This is a genomic window from Curtobacterium sp. VKM Ac-2865 (assembly GCF_015350905.1).
GTDB lineage: Bacteria > Actinomycetota > Actinomycetes > Actinomycetales > Microbacteriaceae > Curtobacterium.
In genome coordinates this window covers 950,628-966,596 of the sequence record NZ_JADKRZ010000001.1, presented here as the reverse complement: position 1 = coordinate 966,596, position 15,969 = coordinate 950,628, and the positions used below count along the sequence as shown (strand labels likewise).

Annotated in this window: 17 protein-coding genes, 2 pseudogenes and 1 riboswitch; of the genes and pseudogenes, 7 read left to right on the top strand and 12 right to left on the bottom strand. The window is 73.5% G+C overall.

Annotation, left to right across the window (positions count from 1 at the left end; genetic code table 11):
* Positions 1 to 2: 2 nt before the first annotated feature.
* The 6 genes and pseudogenes from ITJ54_RS04590 to ITJ54_RS04570 all read right to left on the bottom strand — a co-directional run bounded on the left by ITJ54_RS04590 (position 3) and on the right by ITJ54_RS04570 (position 4,682).
* Positions 3 to 833 carry a universal stress protein gene (locus ITJ54_RS04590; RefSeq protein WP_194626076.1) on the bottom strand — a complete coding sequence of 277 codons (831 nt, stop codon included), beginning with the start codon at positions 831 to 833 and terminating at the stop codon, positions 3 to 5.
* Between the two features lie 55 nt (positions 834 to 888).
* Positions 889 to 1,509 carry a response regulator gene (locus ITJ54_RS04585; RefSeq protein ID WP_194626075.1) on the bottom strand — a complete coding sequence of 207 codons (621 nt, stop codon included), beginning with the start codon at positions 1,507 to 1,509 and terminating at the stop codon, positions 889 to 891.
* Positions 1,509 to 3,323 carry a GAF domain-containing sensor histidine kinase gene (locus ITJ54_RS04580; RefSeq protein ID WP_194626074.1) on the bottom strand — a complete coding sequence of 605 codons (1,815 nt, stop codon included), beginning with the start codon at positions 3,321 to 3,323 and terminating at the stop codon, positions 1,509 to 1,511. Before ITJ54_RS04580 ends, ITJ54_RS04585 begins: the two co-directional genes overlap by 1 nt.
* A 3-nt stretch (positions 3,324 to 3,326) precedes the next feature.
* A complete protein-coding gene (locus ITJ54_RS18440; RefSeq protein ID WP_416354892.1) occupies positions 3,327 to 3,677 on the bottom strand; it encodes a universal stress protein in 351 nt (116 codons plus the stop codon).
* 386 nt (positions 3,678 to 4,063) lie between these two features.
* Positions 4,064 to 4,186, bottom strand: a pseudogene (locus ITJ54_RS18435) (universal stress protein); the annotation flags it as partial.
* A 130-nt stretch (positions 4,187 to 4,316) separates the two neighbouring features.
* Positions 4,317 to 4,682, bottom strand: coding sequence for a winged helix-turn-helix transcriptional regulator (locus tag ITJ54_RS04570; protein ID WP_194626072.1), 366 nt, complete (start codon positions 4,680 to 4,682; stop codon positions 4,317 to 4,319).
* A gap of 101 nt (positions 4,683 to 4,783) precedes the next feature.
* On the opposite strand from ITJ54_RS04570, the gene ITJ54_RS04565 reads away from it, so the two are divergent.
* Positions 4,784 to 5,431, top strand: a complete 648-nt coding sequence (locus ITJ54_RS04565) for an NAD(P)-dependent oxidoreductase (protein ID WP_194626071.1) — start codon at positions 4,784 to 4,786, stop codon at positions 5,429 to 5,431.
* Positions 5,432 to 5,565: 134 nt separating this feature from the next.
* Here ITJ54_RS04565 and ITJ54_RS04560 read toward each other — a convergent pair whose 3' ends face one another.
* Positions 5,566 to 6,891 (bottom strand): MFS transporter, encoded by a 1,326-nt coding sequence (locus ITJ54_RS04560; RefSeq protein WP_194626070.1) that lies wholly within the window; start codon positions 6,889 to 6,891, stop codon positions 5,566 to 5,568.
* A gap of 132 nt (positions 6,892 to 7,023) precedes the next feature.
* On the opposite strand from ITJ54_RS04560, the gene ITJ54_RS04555 reads away from it, so the two are divergent.
* Positions 7,024 to 7,881, top strand: coding sequence for a LysR substrate-binding domain-containing protein (locus tag ITJ54_RS04555; protein WP_071276179.1), 858 nt, complete (start codon positions 7,024 to 7,026; stop codon positions 7,879 to 7,881).
* Between the two features lie 14 nt (positions 7,882 to 7,895).
* Here the strand turns inward: ITJ54_RS04555 and ITJ54_RS04550 are convergent, their stop codons facing one another.
* Positions 7,896 to 8,933 (bottom strand): hypothetical protein, encoded by a 1,038-nt coding sequence (locus ITJ54_RS04550; protein WP_194626069.1) that lies wholly within the window; start codon positions 8,931 to 8,933, stop codon positions 7,896 to 7,898.
* A 157-nt stretch (positions 8,934 to 9,090) separates the two neighbouring features.
* Between ITJ54_RS04550 and ITJ54_RS04545 the strand changes: the two genes are divergently transcribed.
* A complete protein-coding gene (locus ITJ54_RS04545; protein WP_194626068.1) occupies positions 9,091 to 10,059 on the top strand; it encodes an aldo/keto reductase in 969 nt (322 codons plus the stop codon).
* A 79-nt stretch (positions 10,060 to 10,138) separates the two neighbouring features.
* Here ITJ54_RS04545 and ITJ54_RS04540 read toward each other — a convergent pair whose 3' ends face one another.
* The gene (locus ITJ54_RS04540) at positions 10,139 to 10,786 is read right to left on the bottom strand and encodes an NADPH-dependent F420 reductase (RefSeq protein WP_194626067.1); all 648 of its coding nucleotides are present in this window, start codon (positions 10,784 to 10,786) and stop codon (positions 10,139 to 10,141) included.
* A 51-nt stretch (positions 10,787 to 10,837) separates the two neighbouring features.
* On the opposite strand from ITJ54_RS04540, the gene ITJ54_RS04535 reads away from it, so the two are divergent.
* From ITJ54_RS04535 to ITJ54_RS17805, 4 genes are all read left to right on the top strand, one after another.
* Positions 10,838 to 11,134, top strand: coding sequence for a GNAT family N-acetyltransferase (locus ITJ54_RS04535; protein WP_194626066.1), 297 nt, complete (start codon positions 10,838 to 10,840; stop codon positions 11,132 to 11,134).
* 22 nt (positions 11,135 to 11,156) lie between these two features.
* Entirely contained in the window at positions 11,157 to 11,615 is a 459-nt protein-coding gene (locus ITJ54_RS04530) for a VOC family protein (protein ID WP_194626065.1), read from the top strand.
* An 88-nt stretch (positions 11,616 to 11,703) separates the two neighbouring features.
* Positions 11,704 to 12,177 carry a MarR family winged helix-turn-helix transcriptional regulator gene (locus tag ITJ54_RS04525; protein ID WP_194626064.1) on the top strand — a complete coding sequence of 158 codons (474 nt, stop codon included), beginning with the start codon at positions 11,704 to 11,706 and terminating at the stop codon, positions 12,175 to 12,177.
* A complete protein-coding gene (locus tag ITJ54_RS17805) occupies positions 12,174 to 12,767 on the top strand; it encodes a metallophosphoesterase family protein (RefSeq protein ID WP_323741593.1) in 594 nt (197 codons plus the stop codon). The genes ITJ54_RS04525 and ITJ54_RS17805 overlap by 4 nt, the downstream gene beginning before the upstream one ends.
* Before the next feature lie 131 nt (positions 12,768 to 12,898).
* Here ITJ54_RS17805 and thiD read toward each other — a convergent pair.
* From thiD to thiM, 3 genes and pseudogenes are all read right to left on the bottom strand, one after another.
* Positions 12,899 to 14,326 (bottom strand): annotated as a pseudogene (thiD, locus tag ITJ54_RS04520) (bifunctional hydroxymethylpyrimidine kinase/phosphomethylpyrimidine kinase); the annotation flags it as partial.
* Positions 14,290 to 15,009, bottom strand: a complete 720-nt coding sequence (gene thiE / locus ITJ54_RS04515; RefSeq protein ID WP_194626062.1) for a thiamine phosphate synthase — start codon at positions 15,007 to 15,009, stop codon at positions 14,290 to 14,292. The pseudogene thiD and the gene thiE, both read right to left, overlap by 37 nt.
* Entirely contained in the window at positions 15,006 to 15,851 is an 846-nt protein-coding gene (thiM, locus tag ITJ54_RS04510) for a hydroxyethylthiazole kinase (RefSeq protein WP_194626061.1), read from the bottom strand. Before thiM ends, thiE begins: the two co-directional genes overlap by 4 nt.
* A riboswitch (TPP riboswitch) is annotated at positions 15,840 to 15,935 on the bottom strand. It overlaps the preceding gene by 12 nt.
* Between the last annotated feature and the right edge of the window lie 34 nt (positions 15,936 to 15,969).

Genomic DNA, 15,969 nt, shown 5'->3' with positions numbered 1-15,969 from the left:
CGTCAGCTCGACGGGACGACGCAGACGGGCGTGCGCGACCCGTGGATCAGGTGCATCCCGACCGACCCGAAGAGCGCGCCGGTGACGGCGGTGCGGTGCTCCCGACCGATGAGGACGATGACTGCGTCGGTCGCGGCCTCCGCGAGCACGTCGATCGGGTCGCCGTCGACGGCGTGGGCACGGACCTCGACCTCGGGGTACCGCGCGTGTACCCGGGCGATGACGGCCTGCAGGACGTCGGCGTCCTCCTGCCGCAGCTGCGCGAGCGGGACGGCGGCGGTGCGTCCGCCGGCGACGACGGCACCGACGGGGACCGGGCGGGCCGACACGAGCAGGAGCGAACGCCCGAACAGGCCGGCGAAGCGCGCTCCGAGGACGGCGGCTCCGGTCTCGCCGACCGTGTCGACCCCGACCACGACGTCCCCGCGCCCGTCGTCGTCGGGGCGTTCCCAGTCGTCCGGCACCACGACGGTGGGGACCGGGGACGCGACCGCGATCCGCTCCGGCAGCCAGCCCGTGACCACGGACTGCAGGATGCGGTCCCGGTGTGACCCGATCACGAGCAGGTGGCCGCCCTGCGCCTCGGCGATGAGCTGTCCGACCGTCGGGCCGTCCGCGGAGATCTCCACGACGTGCAGGCCGGGGTGCCCGCGGCGCATCGCGTCGGCGGCCTCGACCAGACGTCGGTCGGCCGGTGACGACGCTTCGCCGAAGAACTCGGTGACGGTCACGATCTTGACGAAGTCGCCGGTGCCGAGGGGCAGGGACCGCACCCAGTCCAGGGCAGCTCGCCCGCTGTCGGTGTCGTCGAGTCCGATGGTGTAGCTGGTCATGGGAGCATCCTGGCCGCTCGGACGGTGCGACCCACAGTGCCGAACGGCCCGTCGGTCAGGGGAGTCCGGCGCGGTAGACGGCTGCCTGTGTCCGGCGTTCCAGCCCGAGCTTCGTGAGCAGCGCGGACACGTAGTTCTTGACGGTCTTCTCCGCGAGTCCGAGCAGTTCGCCGATCTGCCGGTTCGTGAGCCCCTCGGCGATGTGGTCGAGCACCTGGCGTTCGCGGAGCGTGAGCTCCGGCTGGTCGTCGGGGACGGACGCGGTGAGCCGTTCGACGACGCGCACGCGGGTGTCGGTCGGCAGCAGACGTTCGCCGGCGGCCGCGCGTCGGATGTCCGCGACCAGGGTCTGTCCGCGGATGTCCTTGAGCACGTACCCGGCGGCGCCGGCGAGCAGGGCAGCAGCGCTGGCGACCTCCTCGTCGTACGCGGTGAACATCAGGCAGGCGATCTCGGGGAAGGCGGCCCGGATCGCCCGGCACGCGTCGATGCCGCTGCCGTCGGGCAGACGGACGTCGAGCACGACGACGTCCGGGCGGGTCGCGGCGACGCGAGGGAGCGTGTCGCGGACCGTGGCCGACTCACCGACGACCCGCAGGTCCGGCTCGGCGTCGATGATGCCGGCGACGCCCCGGCGCACCACCTCGTGGTCGTCGACGAGGAACACGGTCGTCATCAGTGCTCCCCCGTCGGTGTCGCGTCCTCGATCGGGCTGACCCAGACGACGCGGGTGCCACCGTGCGGCCCCGCGTCCACGTCGAACGTGCCGTGGCGCAGCTGCGCCCGGACGGCGAGGTTCGCGGTCCCGCTGCGACGACCGGAGTCACCGGGGCCCGGCCCGTCGTCGTCCACCACGACCCGGACGGTGCGGAGCGACGGGCCGGTCGCTCCGGCGCCCTGGCCTGCCGTCCGGGTCCCGGGGTCGACGGAGACACTGATGCGGCTGGCGGCGTCCGGTGCGTGGCGCGCCACGTTCGTCAGCGACTCCCGGACGACCGCGACGACGTCGTCGCTGAGCGCTCCGTGGACGTCGAGGTCGACGCGCCCGTCGAAGGTGATCTGTGGCGGCACGGTGAGCGCTGGCCGGATCTCGCTGACGACCGCGAGCAGACGGTCCCTGGTGGTCGGAGCGTGCGTCCTGGCGACGGCTCCCAGCGCGAACACCGCGGTGCGGACCTCCCGGATCGCGGCGTCGACGGAGTCCACCTGGTCCTCGATCCGGGCACGGAGGTCGACCGGTGCGGTCGCCGCCATGCCCTGCAGCGCCAGCCCGGAGGCGAACAGCCGCTGGATCACGTGGTCGTGGAGGTCCCGGGCGATGCGGCTCCGCTCCTCGGCGAGCTCGAGGCGGTGCCGGTCGCGGCGGCCCCGGGACACTGCGAGGGCGACACTGGTCTGCCGGCCGAACTCGTCTGCCATGTCGATCTCGCTCGTGGAGAACCGCGCGGTCCCGGGGCGTCTGGACACGAGCAGCGCCCCGAGGTCCCTGCCGGGGGCCCGGAGGGGGATCGCGATCGAGGGCCCGAGCGGCGGCTGCCCGTCGAGGAGCGTCGTCTCGAGCGGGTCGTCGCTCGCCGCAGACCGGCCGTCGCGCATGGCTCGGCCGGCCAGGGTGCCGGCGACGGCGATCTCCCGGCCGCGGACACCGTCGGCCGCGGCCCCGGTGGCGACGGCGATCCGGACGCGGCTGGGTGTGGCCGTCGGCACCGCGACGCACACCAGGTCGGCGTCGACGAACGCGGCGATCCGGTCGATGATCATGGTCAGCACGTCGTCGAGCTCGGCATCGGCGAGGAGTGCCGCGGAGATGTCCCGCATCGCCGTCGTCCACTGCTGTCGGCGCCGGGCCTCGTCGAACAGGCGCGCGTTCTCGAGCGCGACGCCGGCGGTCGCGGTCAGGGCGGCCACGAGCTGTTCGTCCTCGAGCGTGAACCGGCTGCCGTCCTGGGCGACGAGGGAGAGCTCGCCGAGCACGGCTCCGCGGACGCGGATCGGGACGTCGAGGTGACCCGCAGCGGTCTGCGGTGGTCGGGGTGGGGGTGCCCCCGTGCCCAGGCCGACGCTGGCCCCGACGGTCACGACCACGCCCGAGCTGGCCACGCTCGCCACGAGGCCGTCGGCTTCGACGTGCTCGGTCGTGGCACCGTCACCGGTCAGCGAGAGCGACCCGTGCCGAGCGCCCACCAGTTCGACCCCGGCCTCGACCACCGCTCGGAGGGTGGTCGGCAGGTCGAGTCGTTCCACGATGTGCCGGTTCGTGTCGAGCAGGTCCCGGAGGCGTCCCTGCGTGCGGAGGACCGACTGCGCGTGGGTGACGAGCTCGTCGATCGTCCGCTCGAGTTCGGACCGGGCGCCGTCGGGGAAGGTGAGGTCGCTGTCCATCTGGTGCACGCCGTGCCCGTCCGCGGTGCCGCTCATCGCTCGATGGCTCACGATGGTCCGCGGGTCGTCGCTCGCCGTCGTGCGCGGGACGGGCGTCAGGACGGGCATCGCTCAGACCCTGGGGCGGTCGACGACCACGGCGACGGGCGCGTTCGGGACGACGCACACGGGCGTGCGGGTGTGGTGCAGCAGCCCGCGGGCGGTCGAGCCGAACAGTGCGCCCCCGAGCGTCGTCCGGTGGTCGCGGCCGATGACGACGAGCGAGGCGGTCCGAGCCCGCTCCGCCAGCACCTCGGCGGCACCGCCCTCGACCACGGCGCTGTGCAGGTCGATGTCGGGCAGGGCGGTCCGGGCCCGGACGGCAGCGCCGGCGAGCTGGAGCGCCGCGCCCTCCTGGACAGCCCGGGGTCCTCGAGGATCGTGACCGGCCGCGCGGCACCGAGCGGCAGCGGGAGCCGCCACGCGCCGAGCAGGTCGACGGACACGGTGCCCCGACGGGCTTCCTGCACCGCGAAGTCGACGGCGGCCCCGTCCTGCCCGTCCACGCCGACACCGACCACGACCGGGCCGTCGTGCAGTTCCCAGTCCTCCGCCACCAGCACGGTCGGGATCGTCGACCGGGTCGCGATGCGTTCCGGCAGCCACCCGTGCAGTGCCGACCGGAGGATCCGGTCGCGGTGTGCGCCGATGACCAGCAGGTCGTCCGCCGCGGCGATCTCGACGAGGGCCTCCGCGACGTCGCCAGCGCTGAGGATGGTCTCGACCTCGGTCGCGGGGGCCAGGCGTGCCAGCACGGACCGGGCGTCGCTGAGGACGCGCTCGGCAGCGGCCTCGTCGGGCCCACGGCGACGGACGACGTGCACCAGGCGGATCCACGACGTCCGACGAGTCGCCCGGTCAGCGGTCCATCGCAGTGCGGCTCGGCTGCCGTCGCTGTCGTCGACACCCACGGTGATGCGTTCGAGGTCCATGGGCGCACGCTATGGACGGCGCCCGCTGCCCACCAGGGTCGAAGGTCCTGGCGGCGCTGCGCCGGGGGAGCCGCGCCCTGGGAGCCCTGTCCCACTCACCGCCCGGCCGCCCGGCCGCACCCCGTCCCGCTCACCGCGCCGCGTCGTACTCCTCGCGCGCCACGGCGACCGCCGCCATGTGCGACGTCGCCCAGTCCTCGAGCGGCTGCAGCACCGTGCGGAGCGACCGTCCGGCGTCGGTGAGCTCGTACTCGACGCGCGGCGGGACCTCGGGGAAGACGGTCCGCGTCACCAGGCCGTCACGTTCGAGCGCCCGGAGCGTCTGCGTGAGCATCTTCTGCGACACGCCCTGCACCTGCGCGGCGATCGCCGAGTACCGCACGGGACCGTCCGCGAGCGTGCCGATCACCAGGACGCTCCAGCGGTCGCCGATCCGGTCGAGCAGCTGCCGCGAGGGGCAGTCCGCCGCGTAGGGGCTGTATTCGAGAACACGCACGTCGACCTCCGTCACGCACCACGAGGTGCCTACTTACTCAAAGAGAGTAACGCGCATACAGTGGCTCCTGCACGTCCGCACTGACTGAACAAGGAGCACGCATGTCCACCATCGTCGTCTTCGGAGGCACCGGCTACGCCGGCTCCGCCATCACCCACGAGGCCCTCTCCCGCGGCCACCAGGTCGTCGCCGTCGCGCGCGACACCTCCAAGCTCGAGGCTGCCGAGCACCTGACCCTCGCGCAGGGCGACGCCTTCGACCCCGCCTTCGTCACCGAGGTCACGGCGGGCGCCGACGTGGTCGTCGTGGCCCTGCACGCCGTGCAGTCCGACGGCACCGAGCTCAAGGACCGCTTCCAGCACTTCGTCGACGCGGCCGCTGCGGCCGGTGCACGACTCGGCATCGTCGGCGGCGCGGGCTCGCTGCTCGTGGCCGAGGGCGGCCCGGCGCTGTACGACACCGCCGAGTTCCCCGACGCGTTCAAGGGCGAGGCGAAGAGCCACGGCCAGATCCTCGAGGCCCTCCGCGCGTCGGACACCGACGTCGACTGGTTCTACGTCAGCCCCGCCGCTGCGTACGGCAGCTTCAACCCGGGCGAGCGCCGCGGCACCTACCGCACGAGCGACGACCTGCTGCTCTCGGACGCCGACGGCAAGTCGGAGATCTCCGGCGAGGACTTCGGCATCGCGTTCGTCGACGAGATCGAGACGCCGGCGCACCACCAGGCCCGGTTCGGCGTCGCCTACTGACCCACGTCGCACAACCAGAAGCGGCTCGCGCCACGGACGTCCGTGGCGCGAGCCGCTCTCCGTTGTGCGGAGCCGCACCGCACCACCCACCGGACGGGAGGCTCGGGGCGGCCCCGCCACGGGCCTCCAGTCCGTCAGCGGTGCCCGACGATCGCCGGCAGCGGCATGTGGTGCCGCATCCGGACCGCCAGGTGGAAGCCGCCCCGCCGGGCGAGCACCACGCCGATCACGGCGGCCGCCGCGGCGGGCACGCCGCCGGCGACCATCATCCCGACGTGCGCGCCGAAGTGGTCGACGACCTGGCCCATGAGCGGCCCGCCGATCGCCTGGCCACCGAGCAGCACGAGGATGTAGAGCGACATCACGCGCCCGCGGATCGCCGTGTTCGAGGACAGCTGCACCATGGAGTTCGACGCGGTCTGGAACAGCAGCTGTGACATCCCGACGGCGACGAGCATCACCGTGAACGGCGCGATCACCGGGATCGAGCCGGAGACCACGAGCAGGAGGCCGGTGCAGAACACCCCGCCGACGATCGTGCGCAGCCGGACCACCGCGCGCCGGGTCGACAGCAGGGCCCCGACGAGCGCGCCGACCGCGACCGCGGAGTTGAACAGGCCGTAGCCGCCGGCGCCGACGTCGTAGACCTGAGACGCGAAGGCCGACAGCAGCACGGGCATCGTCAGCGCGAAGACCGAGAAGAACGCCACCAGGATCACCGGCACGATGATCGTGGGCTTGCTGACGGCGTAGCGGAGCCCCTCGCGGAGCTGTCCCTTGCCGCGGGGCGCCGCCGGGGTGCGGTGCAGCTCGGAGACGCGGAGGAACCCGAGCGTCACGACGACGGCCACGCAGGCGATCGCGTTCACGCCGAACGACCACCCCGCTCCGACGGCGACCAGGAGCGCGCCGGACAGGGCGGGCCCGATCATGCCGCCGAGCTGGAACACCGACGAGTTCACGCTGATGGCGTTCCGCAGGTGTTTGTGCCCCACGATCTCGGTGACGAACACCTGGCGCGCGGGGTTGTCGATCACGGTCACCATGCCGACGACGAAGGCGATCACCCAGATGTGCCACGCCTGCACCACCCCGGCCAGGGTCAGGGCGGCGAGCAGCGCGGAGAGCAGGGCGAAGGCCCCCTGCGTGATCATCATCAGCGCCCGCTTGGAGAACCGGTCGACGAGCACGCCGCCGAAGAGCCCGAACAGCAGCATCGGCGCGAACTGGCACGCGACGGTGATGCCGACCTGTGCCACGGAGCCGGTGAGCTGCAGGACGAGCCAGTCCTGCGCGATGCGCTGCATCCACCCGGCGGTCATCGCGACCAGGTTCGTCGCGGTGAACAGGCGGAAGTTCGGCACCGACAGGGCGATCAGGGTGTGGCGCCACGGCGGACGTGTGGCCTGGATCGGGAGCGGTTCGGTGGGCGGGTGGAGGGTCGTCGATGACGCGCTCACAGTGGGGCTCTCCGGCGGTCGGGGGCGGGAAGGTACCCGCTCAAAACTAGTTGCTCCGTGGCCATTCGACACCCGTATGGTGGCTATCAGTCCATTGCGTTCTCGAATGACCGCGCGACCGGAGGGCCCACCGTGATCGATCCCGTGCTCCTGCAGACGTTCCTGGCGGTCGCCGAGACCCGCAGCTTCACGCAGGCGGGGGCGCGTCTGGGCATCAGCCAGCCGACGGTGTCGCAGCACGTCCGGCGGCTCGAGACCGCGGTGTCGAGGACCCTCGTGGCGCGGGACACCCGCGGCGTGACCCTGACCGACAACGGCGACGCGATGGCCGGGTTCGCGCGGACGATCCTGGCGGCGCACGCCACCGCGGACGCGTACTTCTCCGGGTCGGCGACCCGCGGACGGCTCCGGTTCGGTGCGGCGGACGACCTCGCGATCACGCAGCTGCCGCGCATCCTGCGGGACTTCCGGCGCCTGCACCCGCAGGTCAACCTCGAACTGACGGTGAACCAGTCGTCACCGCTGCTCCGCCGGGTGCACGCCGGTCAGCTCGACCTCGTGTTCATCAAGCAGACGGCGGGGGAGTCGGCCGAGGGCACCCGCGTCGCGACGGACCAGATGGTGTGGATGGCGCAGGACGGCATCGCGGTGGAACGCGACGAGCCCGTGCCGCTCATCGTCTACCAGGCCCCGAGCATCAGCCGCCAGATGGCGATCGACGCCCTCGAGGCCGCCGGCCGCACCTGGCGCATCACCTGCAACACCCGCGACGTGAACGGCGTGCTGGCGGCCGTCCGCGCGGGCATCGGCGTGGCGGTGTTCCCGCACTCGCTCATCCCCGCCGACCTGGTGAAGGTGTCGCAGCGACTCGGGCTGCCCGACCTGCCGGCCGTCGACTACGTCCTCATCGCCAACCCGACCGTGCAGCGCGAGCCGATCGACGCCCTGACGAACGCGATCCTGTCGCGCGGGGTCGTCCGCGCGGTCTGAGGACGCGGGCCGCGTCAGGGCGCGAGCGTGGGGACGACGCCCGTGCCCGTGATGTCGGGCAGCGTCACGCCGGCCATCGGCAGCATCGCGCTCGCGACCGCCCACAGCAGCACGAGGGTCCCGACGCCGCCGAGCGCGGCCCCGAGCAGGGCGACCGGCCGCTGCCACGTGGCAGCCCGGTTCCGCAGGGTCGCGACCGAGCAGAGGAGCGCGACCAGGCCGAGTGCCAGCCCGACGACGTGCACGGTCGCGGGAGCGGTGAACCACCAGGCCGCCAGACCGATCGTCACCAGGGCAGCGACCGTGCCGAGCACGGCACCAGGGGTCGCCCCGATCGCCGCGCGTCGCGTCGTCGACTCGGTGGGCGCACCGGACGGGAGGCTCGGCTCGGCCTCCTCGGACCCGGTCGCCGTGGTCCCGGTGTCGGTCCCGAACGGCGCGGTCGTGGGCGGGGCGGTGACGGTGGGTGCGGCGAGCACCGTGTCGAAGGGGGTCGTCGGCGCGGGGGCCGCAGCGGCGAGGGCGCCGGCACCCTGCTGGTGGGCGAAGCGGCGAGGCGTGCGGTAGCCGACGGGGCCGGAGGGCTCGGTGTCGGTGCCCTCGACGACGACGTGTTCCAGGCCGGGGACGGAGAACCGTGGCTGGCCGGTGCGCGGGGCGATCGGTCCGGCGTGCGACCCCGACGGTGTGGGGGCGCTCATGCCGGCGCCGACGAGGGCCTCGGTGCGCGCAGCGGCGGGCGTGGTGGCTCCGGCGTCGACGGGGGAGACCGGCGCGGGGACGGCGAGCTCGGTCGCGCGGTCGAACGGACGCGTGTGGACCGTCGGCGAGGTGGGTGCCGGCGGCAGGTGCTCCTCGGACGGCATGTAGTCCGGGACGACGATCCCGGTGAGCTCGGCCTCGGGCACGCTCAGCGGGACCGGCACCGAGCCGGGGGCGACGTGCGACGGGGTGGACCCGGCGGACTGTGCCGCCGGAGCGGTCGTCGCGGACGCAGGGGGAGCCTCCAGGACGGTGCTGCCCTGGGCGCCCTCGACGTAGGGTGCCGTCACCCAGGCCGGGACGGGCCGGCGGGGTCGATCGGAATCGGGCATGCGGTGCGACGCCACGTGTGCTGCTCCCTCCGTCGGCTGATCCACCATCAGTTCTAGCCGGGAAGCGTGGTCCTGGCGCAGCCCCAGTTCGGGGCCGCGCCGGTACGGTCGGACCATGACCGGCATCGAACACCGTCCTCTCGGCCCCTCCGGGCTCGTCGTCTCCACCGTCGGACTCGGCTGCAACAACTTCGGCAGACCGGGGACGGTGACCGAGACGCAGGACGGCACCGACGCAGTCGTGCACGCGGCGCTCGACGCCGGCGTCACCCTGCTGGACACGGCGGACATCTACGGCGGGACGCCGGGGCAGTCGGAGACGATGCTCGGTGCGGCGATCGCCGGGCGGCGGGACGAGGTCGTGCTCGCGACGAAGTTCGGCATGGACATGGCCGGGGCGAACGGTCCCGACTGGGGCGTGCGCGGGTCCCGGCGCTACGTGCGGCTCGCGGTGGAGTCGTCCCTGCGGCGCCTCGGCACGGACTGGATCGACCTGTACCAGATGCACCGCCCGGACTCGGTGACGCCGATCGAGGAGACCCTGTCGGTCCTCGACGACCTGGTGCGCGAGGGCAAGATCCGCTACGTCGGGCACTCGAACTTCGCCGGGTGGCAGATCGCCGAGGCCGAGCTGACCGCGTCCATCGCCGGCACCACCGCGTTCGTCTCCGCGCAGAACGAGTACAGCCCGCTGTCCCGCGACGTCGAGGCCGAGGTGCTGCCGGCGGTCCGGGCGTACGCGCTCGGGTTCCTGCCGTTCTTCCCGCTGTACAACGGCCTGCTCAGCGGCAAGTACACGCGCGGCGACCGCCCCCAGGACGGCCGCCTGACCCGACTGAAGCCCGAGCTGCTCGACTCCGCCCCGTGGGACGTGCTCGAGGAGTACCAGCGCTTCTGCGACGAGCGCGGCGTCACGATGCTGCAGGCCACGTTCGCCTGGCTCCTCGCGCAGCCCGGGCTCACCAGCGTCATCGCCGGGGCCACACGGCCGGAGCAGATCACGCAGAACGTCGACGCCGGGACCGCCTGGGTGCCGAGCGAGGACGACCTCGCCGAGATGACGGTCGTGTTCGACGCGGCCTGACCCCGGCCCTCTGACCCACCACGACGAGGGGCCGGACACGCGTGCAGCGTGTCCGGCCCCTCGTCGTGGTGCGGGTGGGTCACATGTCGCGGTAGCGCTTCGCGTCCGCGACGGCCTGCTCGAGCTGGAGCGCGTCGAACTGCTGCGTGTAGCCGGGGGTGTCACGCTGGATGCGCCATCCCTCGGACAGGGCGCCGATGTCGACCGGCTCGAAGCCGAACTCGTCGATGAGGTCCGCCACGGTCTGCTTCGCCTCGGCGTCGTCCCCGGCGACGATCAGCGCGCGACGGTGCTGCGTCCCACGGGGTGAGCCCTGCGCGGGCAGGTCGGGTGCGTAGATGTGGTTGAAGGCCTTCACGACGCGGGCGCCGGTCAGGTGGTCCTGCAGCAGCTCCGCCGTGGTGGTGGTCTCGTCGTCGAGCGCCTGGATGTGGCCGTCGCGCTCCGGGTAGTAGTTGTTCGTGTCGATCACGACCTTGCCGGCGAGCGGCTCGACCGGGATGCTCTCGATCGCGGCGAGCGGCACCGTCACCACGACGAGGTCGCCCGCTGCTGCCGCTTCGTCGCGCGTGACCGCACGTGCCCGGTCGCCCAGCTCGGACACGAGGTCCGTGAGCGTCTCCGGTCCGCGCGAGTTCGCGATCGCGACGTCGTACCCGTTCTGCACCGCCAGCCGTGCCAGCGCTGATCCGATGTTGCCTGCTCCGATGATGCCGATGGTCGTCATGCCACGAGTCAACGCCGTGCCACCTGGCGCATTCCGCGGCATGATGGCGACATGGCACACGAGTTCCGCGACGAGGCAGACCAGCGTCGGTACGCCATGTACGTCGACGGGGAACTCGTGAGCGTCCTGGACTACCGCCAGAACGACGACGCCGTCACGTTCCCGCACACGTACACGGTCCCTGCGCACCGTGGTCACGGGTACGCCGGCGAGCTCGTCGCGTACGCGGTGGACGACGTCGAGGCCAGGACCGACAAGCGCATCGTGCCGATGTGCTGGTTCGTCGGCACGTGGTTCGACGAACACCCTGAGAAGACCCCGCTCCTCAGCCGCAACGTCGCGGACTGAGCCCGTTCGACAGGACCATCCCGTGCAGCAGATCGTCCCCTTCCTCTGGTTCGACGGACAGGCCGAGGAGGCCGCCGTCTTCTACGCGTCGGTGATCCCGGACTCGACGGTCGACCACGTCGAACGCCTCCCCGACGGCTCCACGATGGTCGTCGAGTTCCGCCTGCACGGCCAGCCCTTCCGGGCGATGAACGCCGGCCCCGGGCACCCGCACTCGGACGCGATCTCGTTCCAGGTCGACGTCGACGACCAGGCGGAGCTCGACCGGGTCTGGGACGCGTTCCTCGACGCCGGCGGCACCCCGTCGAGGTGCGGGTGGCTCACGGACGCCTGGGGTGTCGCGTGGCAGGTGACCCCGGCGAACTGGGGCGAGCTCATGACCGCCGGTGGTGACCCCGCCGGGGCGGCCCGCGCGTTCGAGGCGATGCGGCAGATGGTGAAGCTCGACGTCGACGCGCTGCAGGCGGCGATCCGCGGCTGACGCTCCCCAGGGGGCATGACTGCTGCCGGTACTGTGACCGGCAGGGGAAGAGCGCCGGCCCACCGGCGTGCAACAAGCTGGAGGCACGATGGACCACCCGAGGTCCGACGTCCGCAACGCCGACATCGGACGCGCCTACACGGAGCTCTCGCGCATCACGCGCCGCGCGAGCATCCGTGCCCGTGGCAACGACGCCGTGCTGAGCGTCGTCGACCAGTCGCTCGTCGACTTCGTCGTGCAGCATCCCGGCTGCATGGCCATCGACATCGCCCGCTACCTGCGCCTGAACCGCTCGACGATCTCGCGGCAGCTGGCGGGTCTGCTCGCCGCCGGCCTGATCCGCACGACGGACGGCGGCACCGGCAACGCCAAGCCCCTCGAGGCGACGCCGGCGGGGGGCGCGGCACTGGAACGGTCCGTGCAGCTGCACCGCGACGCCCTCGACGAGCGGATCGCCAGCTGGTCGGACGACGACATCGCCCTGCTGGCCGGGCTGCTCGAACGACTCGGCGCCGCGGACGAGGCCGGGCTCCCCGTCCCCAACCGCGTGACCGACGCGTGAGCACCTCGCTCCTGCTGCTGTCGGACACCCACCTGCCGAAGCGCGCGAAGGACCTGCCCGGAGCGCTCTGGGCCGACGTCGACGCCGCCGACCTGGTCGTGCACGCGGGGGACTGGGTGGACCTGACGACGGTCGACGTGCTCCAGGCCCGCAGCCGGTCGTTCGTCGGCGTGCGCGGCAACAACGACGACGCACCCGGCTTCGAGGAACGCCTGCCGCTCGTCGCCCGGTTCGACGTCGAGGACCTCCGCGTCGCACTCGTGCACGAGACCGGGGCGTCGACCGGGCGAGAACGCCGAGCGGCTGCGGCGTACCCGGACACGGACGTGCTCGTCTTCGGCCACTCGCACATCCCGTGGGACACCCGCGTCACCGGCACCGGTGTCGGCGGGACGACCGGGGCGCTCCGTCTGCTCAATCCCGGTTCACCCACCGACCGCCGTCGTCAGCCCGACTTCACCTGGATGCGCTGCTCGGTCGACGGCTCGGCGCTCGCCGTGGAGCTGGTGCGGCTCGCTCCGGGGGGGACGGAGCCCACGGCCGCGCCGAGTACCCCGGCCGCCGACGTCGTCGTGCCCGCCGCGCGGTAGCCCGGCCCGTCCGGGGTCGCCTGCGCGGCACCCGTCGCGACGTCCGTCACCACCACCGCGTCACCCGTCGGCATCCGGAAGAACGCCAGCTCCCAGGCGACCGAGGCCCGGAACGCCCGCGCCATCGCGCCGCGCACGGCCGGGGAGGCGGTCCGAGCCAGGTCCTCGACGTGCTCCGTCGCCGCCGCGCTCGACGCCGCGAACGCGGGGTCCCCGTACGCCGTGATCCAGTCCGCGTACGGATGGAGCGTGGGCACGTCCGGGAGGACCGTGGCCGCGTCGAACTGCGCCCCGACCCAGGCGTAGACCCGGAAGCACGGCAGCACCGCCGCCGCGAGTACCGCGACGTCGTCCGCGTCCGCGCACGCCGCCAGGTGCGCCAGGTACCCGGCGCAGGTCGGGTCGACCGTGTCGTCGGCGTGGGTGCCGGCGAGCCGTCGGTGGTGCAGGGAGGCGGCTTCCTCGGCACACCCGGCAGCCGCAGCCGCCCAGAACGCCGACGCGGCAGCCCCCGCCGAACGCGTCCCGACGGCCCCGAGGTGCCGCTCGTACGCCCGCAGGTAGTGCACGTCCTGCGCCAGGTACCCGGCGAAGACGTCGGGGTCGAGCGTGCCGTCCGCCATCCCGCGCAGGAACGGGGTGTCGATCGTCGCCGCGAGCAGCTCCTCGGCGTCGGTCCACCACAGGTCGGTCGACCGGACCGCCGGGAGCGCCCGCCGCACCAGCGCCCCGTGGTCGACCGGCCCGTTGCCGCTCCCGACCTCGAGCGCGTCGGCGCCCTCCAGTGCCGCCGTCAGCCAGTCCTTCGCCCCGCGGACCGCGAGATCCCAGTCGCCGTGCCGTGCCGCCAGGGTCGCGATCGCGCTCGACAGCGAGCACCCGGTGCCGTGGGTGTTCGTCGTCGGCACCCGGGGACCCCGGAAGACCCGGACGGACTCGGCGGGCGCGACGAGCACGTCGTCCGAGGTGCTCCCGCCCGCGTGCCCGCCCTTCGCCAACACGAGCACGTCCCACCGCCGGGCGACGGCCAGCGCAGCGCCGACCGGGTCCGCGTCGAGGTCCACGTCGACGGCCCCGGCGAGGCCCGCCAGGACCGCCAGCTCGCTCCGGTTCGGCGTCACCAGGTCCGCGAGCGCGAACAGCTCCGTCATCGCGCCCTCGGCGTCCGCGTCGAGGAGCCGGTCGCCGCTTGTGGCCACCATCACCGGGTCGACGACCACGACGGGTGGCCGGTGTGCCCGCAGCCAGTCGGTGACCTCGCGGACGACCGCCGTCGTGCCGAGCATCCCGATCTTGACCGCGTCCACGACGACGTCGTCCGACACCGCGTCGAGCTGGTCACGCAGCACCGTCACGTCCGGCACGTGTACCGACCGCACCCCGTGTGTGTTCTGCGCGACCACCGCGGTCACCACCGCCATGCCGTAGCCGTCGTGCGCCGCGATCGCCTTGAGGTCCGCCTGCAGCCCGGCCCCACCGGTCGGGTCGGTCCCGGCGATGCTCAGCACGCGCACCGGCCCACTCACCGTGCACCGCCTCCAGGGAGGCTCGACACCCATCCGCCACCCGGCTGTCCGCCGAGCAGGTGGTCGGCGCCACGCCGCCACGACGCCACGTACGCCGCGGCCGCCGCGCCGGGGTCGGGAGCGGCACAGATCCCCGAGACGACGGCGACGCCCGCTGCACCGGCGGCGGCCAGCGGTGCCACGTCGTCGAGGTCGACCCCGCCGATCGCGACGCACGGCAGGTCCGTGGCCGCCGCGATCCGGGCGAAGCCGTCGTGGCCGAGTGCCGGCGGGTGGTCCGGCTTCGTCGCCGTGGGGTGCACGACCCCCACCCCGAGCAGGTCGACGGTCCCGCGGGGGAGCCGCACCAGGGTGTCGAGGTGCGCCGGGGTGTCCGCGGTCAGCCCGACGTGCGCGTCCGGCCCGAGCAGCGCCCGCGCCGCCGACACCGGCACGTCGGACTGCCCGAGGTGCACGCCCGCCACCCGGTGTCCGGCGTGCCGACCAGCCAGGGCGACGTCGAGCCGGTCGTCGACGACCACCGTGGCCCGGTCGCCCACCGCGTCGGCGACGGCCACCGTCAGCGCGAGGAGGTCCCGGGCGCTCGCGTCCTTGTCCCGCACCTGCACGATCCGGACGCCCGCGTGCACGGCCGCGCGGACGACGCCGAGCACCCCGATCCCGTGTCGGTCGCACAGCAGGCCGTCGGTCACCAGGTACACGCCGACGTCACTCACGCGGCACGCTCCTCGGAGACACGCGCGACGCGCAGCACGTCCTCGGGGGTCAGCGACGCCAACCGGTCGAGGAACAGCGGCTGGAACGTCCCCGGCCCGCCGGCGTCCGCCGCCGCGAGCTCCGCGGCGACCGTGTGCACGAGCGTCCCGGCCACGGCAGCGGCGCCCGGGTCCTCCGGCGACACCGCTGAGAACGCCGCGATCACGGCACCGAGCGCGCACCCACCGCCGGTGATCCGCGTGAGCAGCTCCGACCCGTTCGCGACCCGCACCACCGTGCCGGACCACCCCGGGGCACCGGAACCGGCCACCAGGTCGACGGGACCGGACACGGCCACCGCGCCCACGAGCCTCCCGGCCGCGTCCACCGCAGCCGCACGCGCGTCGTCCGTGCGGGCCGTGCTGTCGACCCCGCGCCCACCGGCGGAGGCGCCGAGCAGCGCGAGCACCTCGGACGCGTTCCCGCGCAGCACCGTCGGGCCGATCGCGAGCAGGTCCCGCGCCAGGGCCGTCCGCACCGGGAGCGACCCGACGGCCACCGGGTCGAGCACCCACGGCGTGCCGTGCTCGACGGCGGCCGTCGCGGCCTCCACCGACGCCACACGAGGCTCCGCGTGCGGGGTGCCGGTGTTCACCAGCAGGGCGTCGGCGACCCGGGCGAACGGCCCGGCCTCGGTCGGCACGTCGACCATCGCGGCCGAGGCGCCGAGCGCGAGCAGCACGTTCGCCGTCACGTTCTGCACCACGGTGTTCGTGATGCACTGCACCAGGGGACTGCGGGCACGGACGGCCTCGAGCAGTTCAGCGGTGCGCTCTGGCCACACGGGCGCAGCGTTCTCCATGGACGATCCCTTCGCGAGTACGAGCTCGAGCAGGTTCGACGGGTGTGATCTCAGCCGCTGGTCGCGGCACCCCGTGTCTCGAGCAGCACGGTACACGACGCGTGTCAGGCGCGTGTGC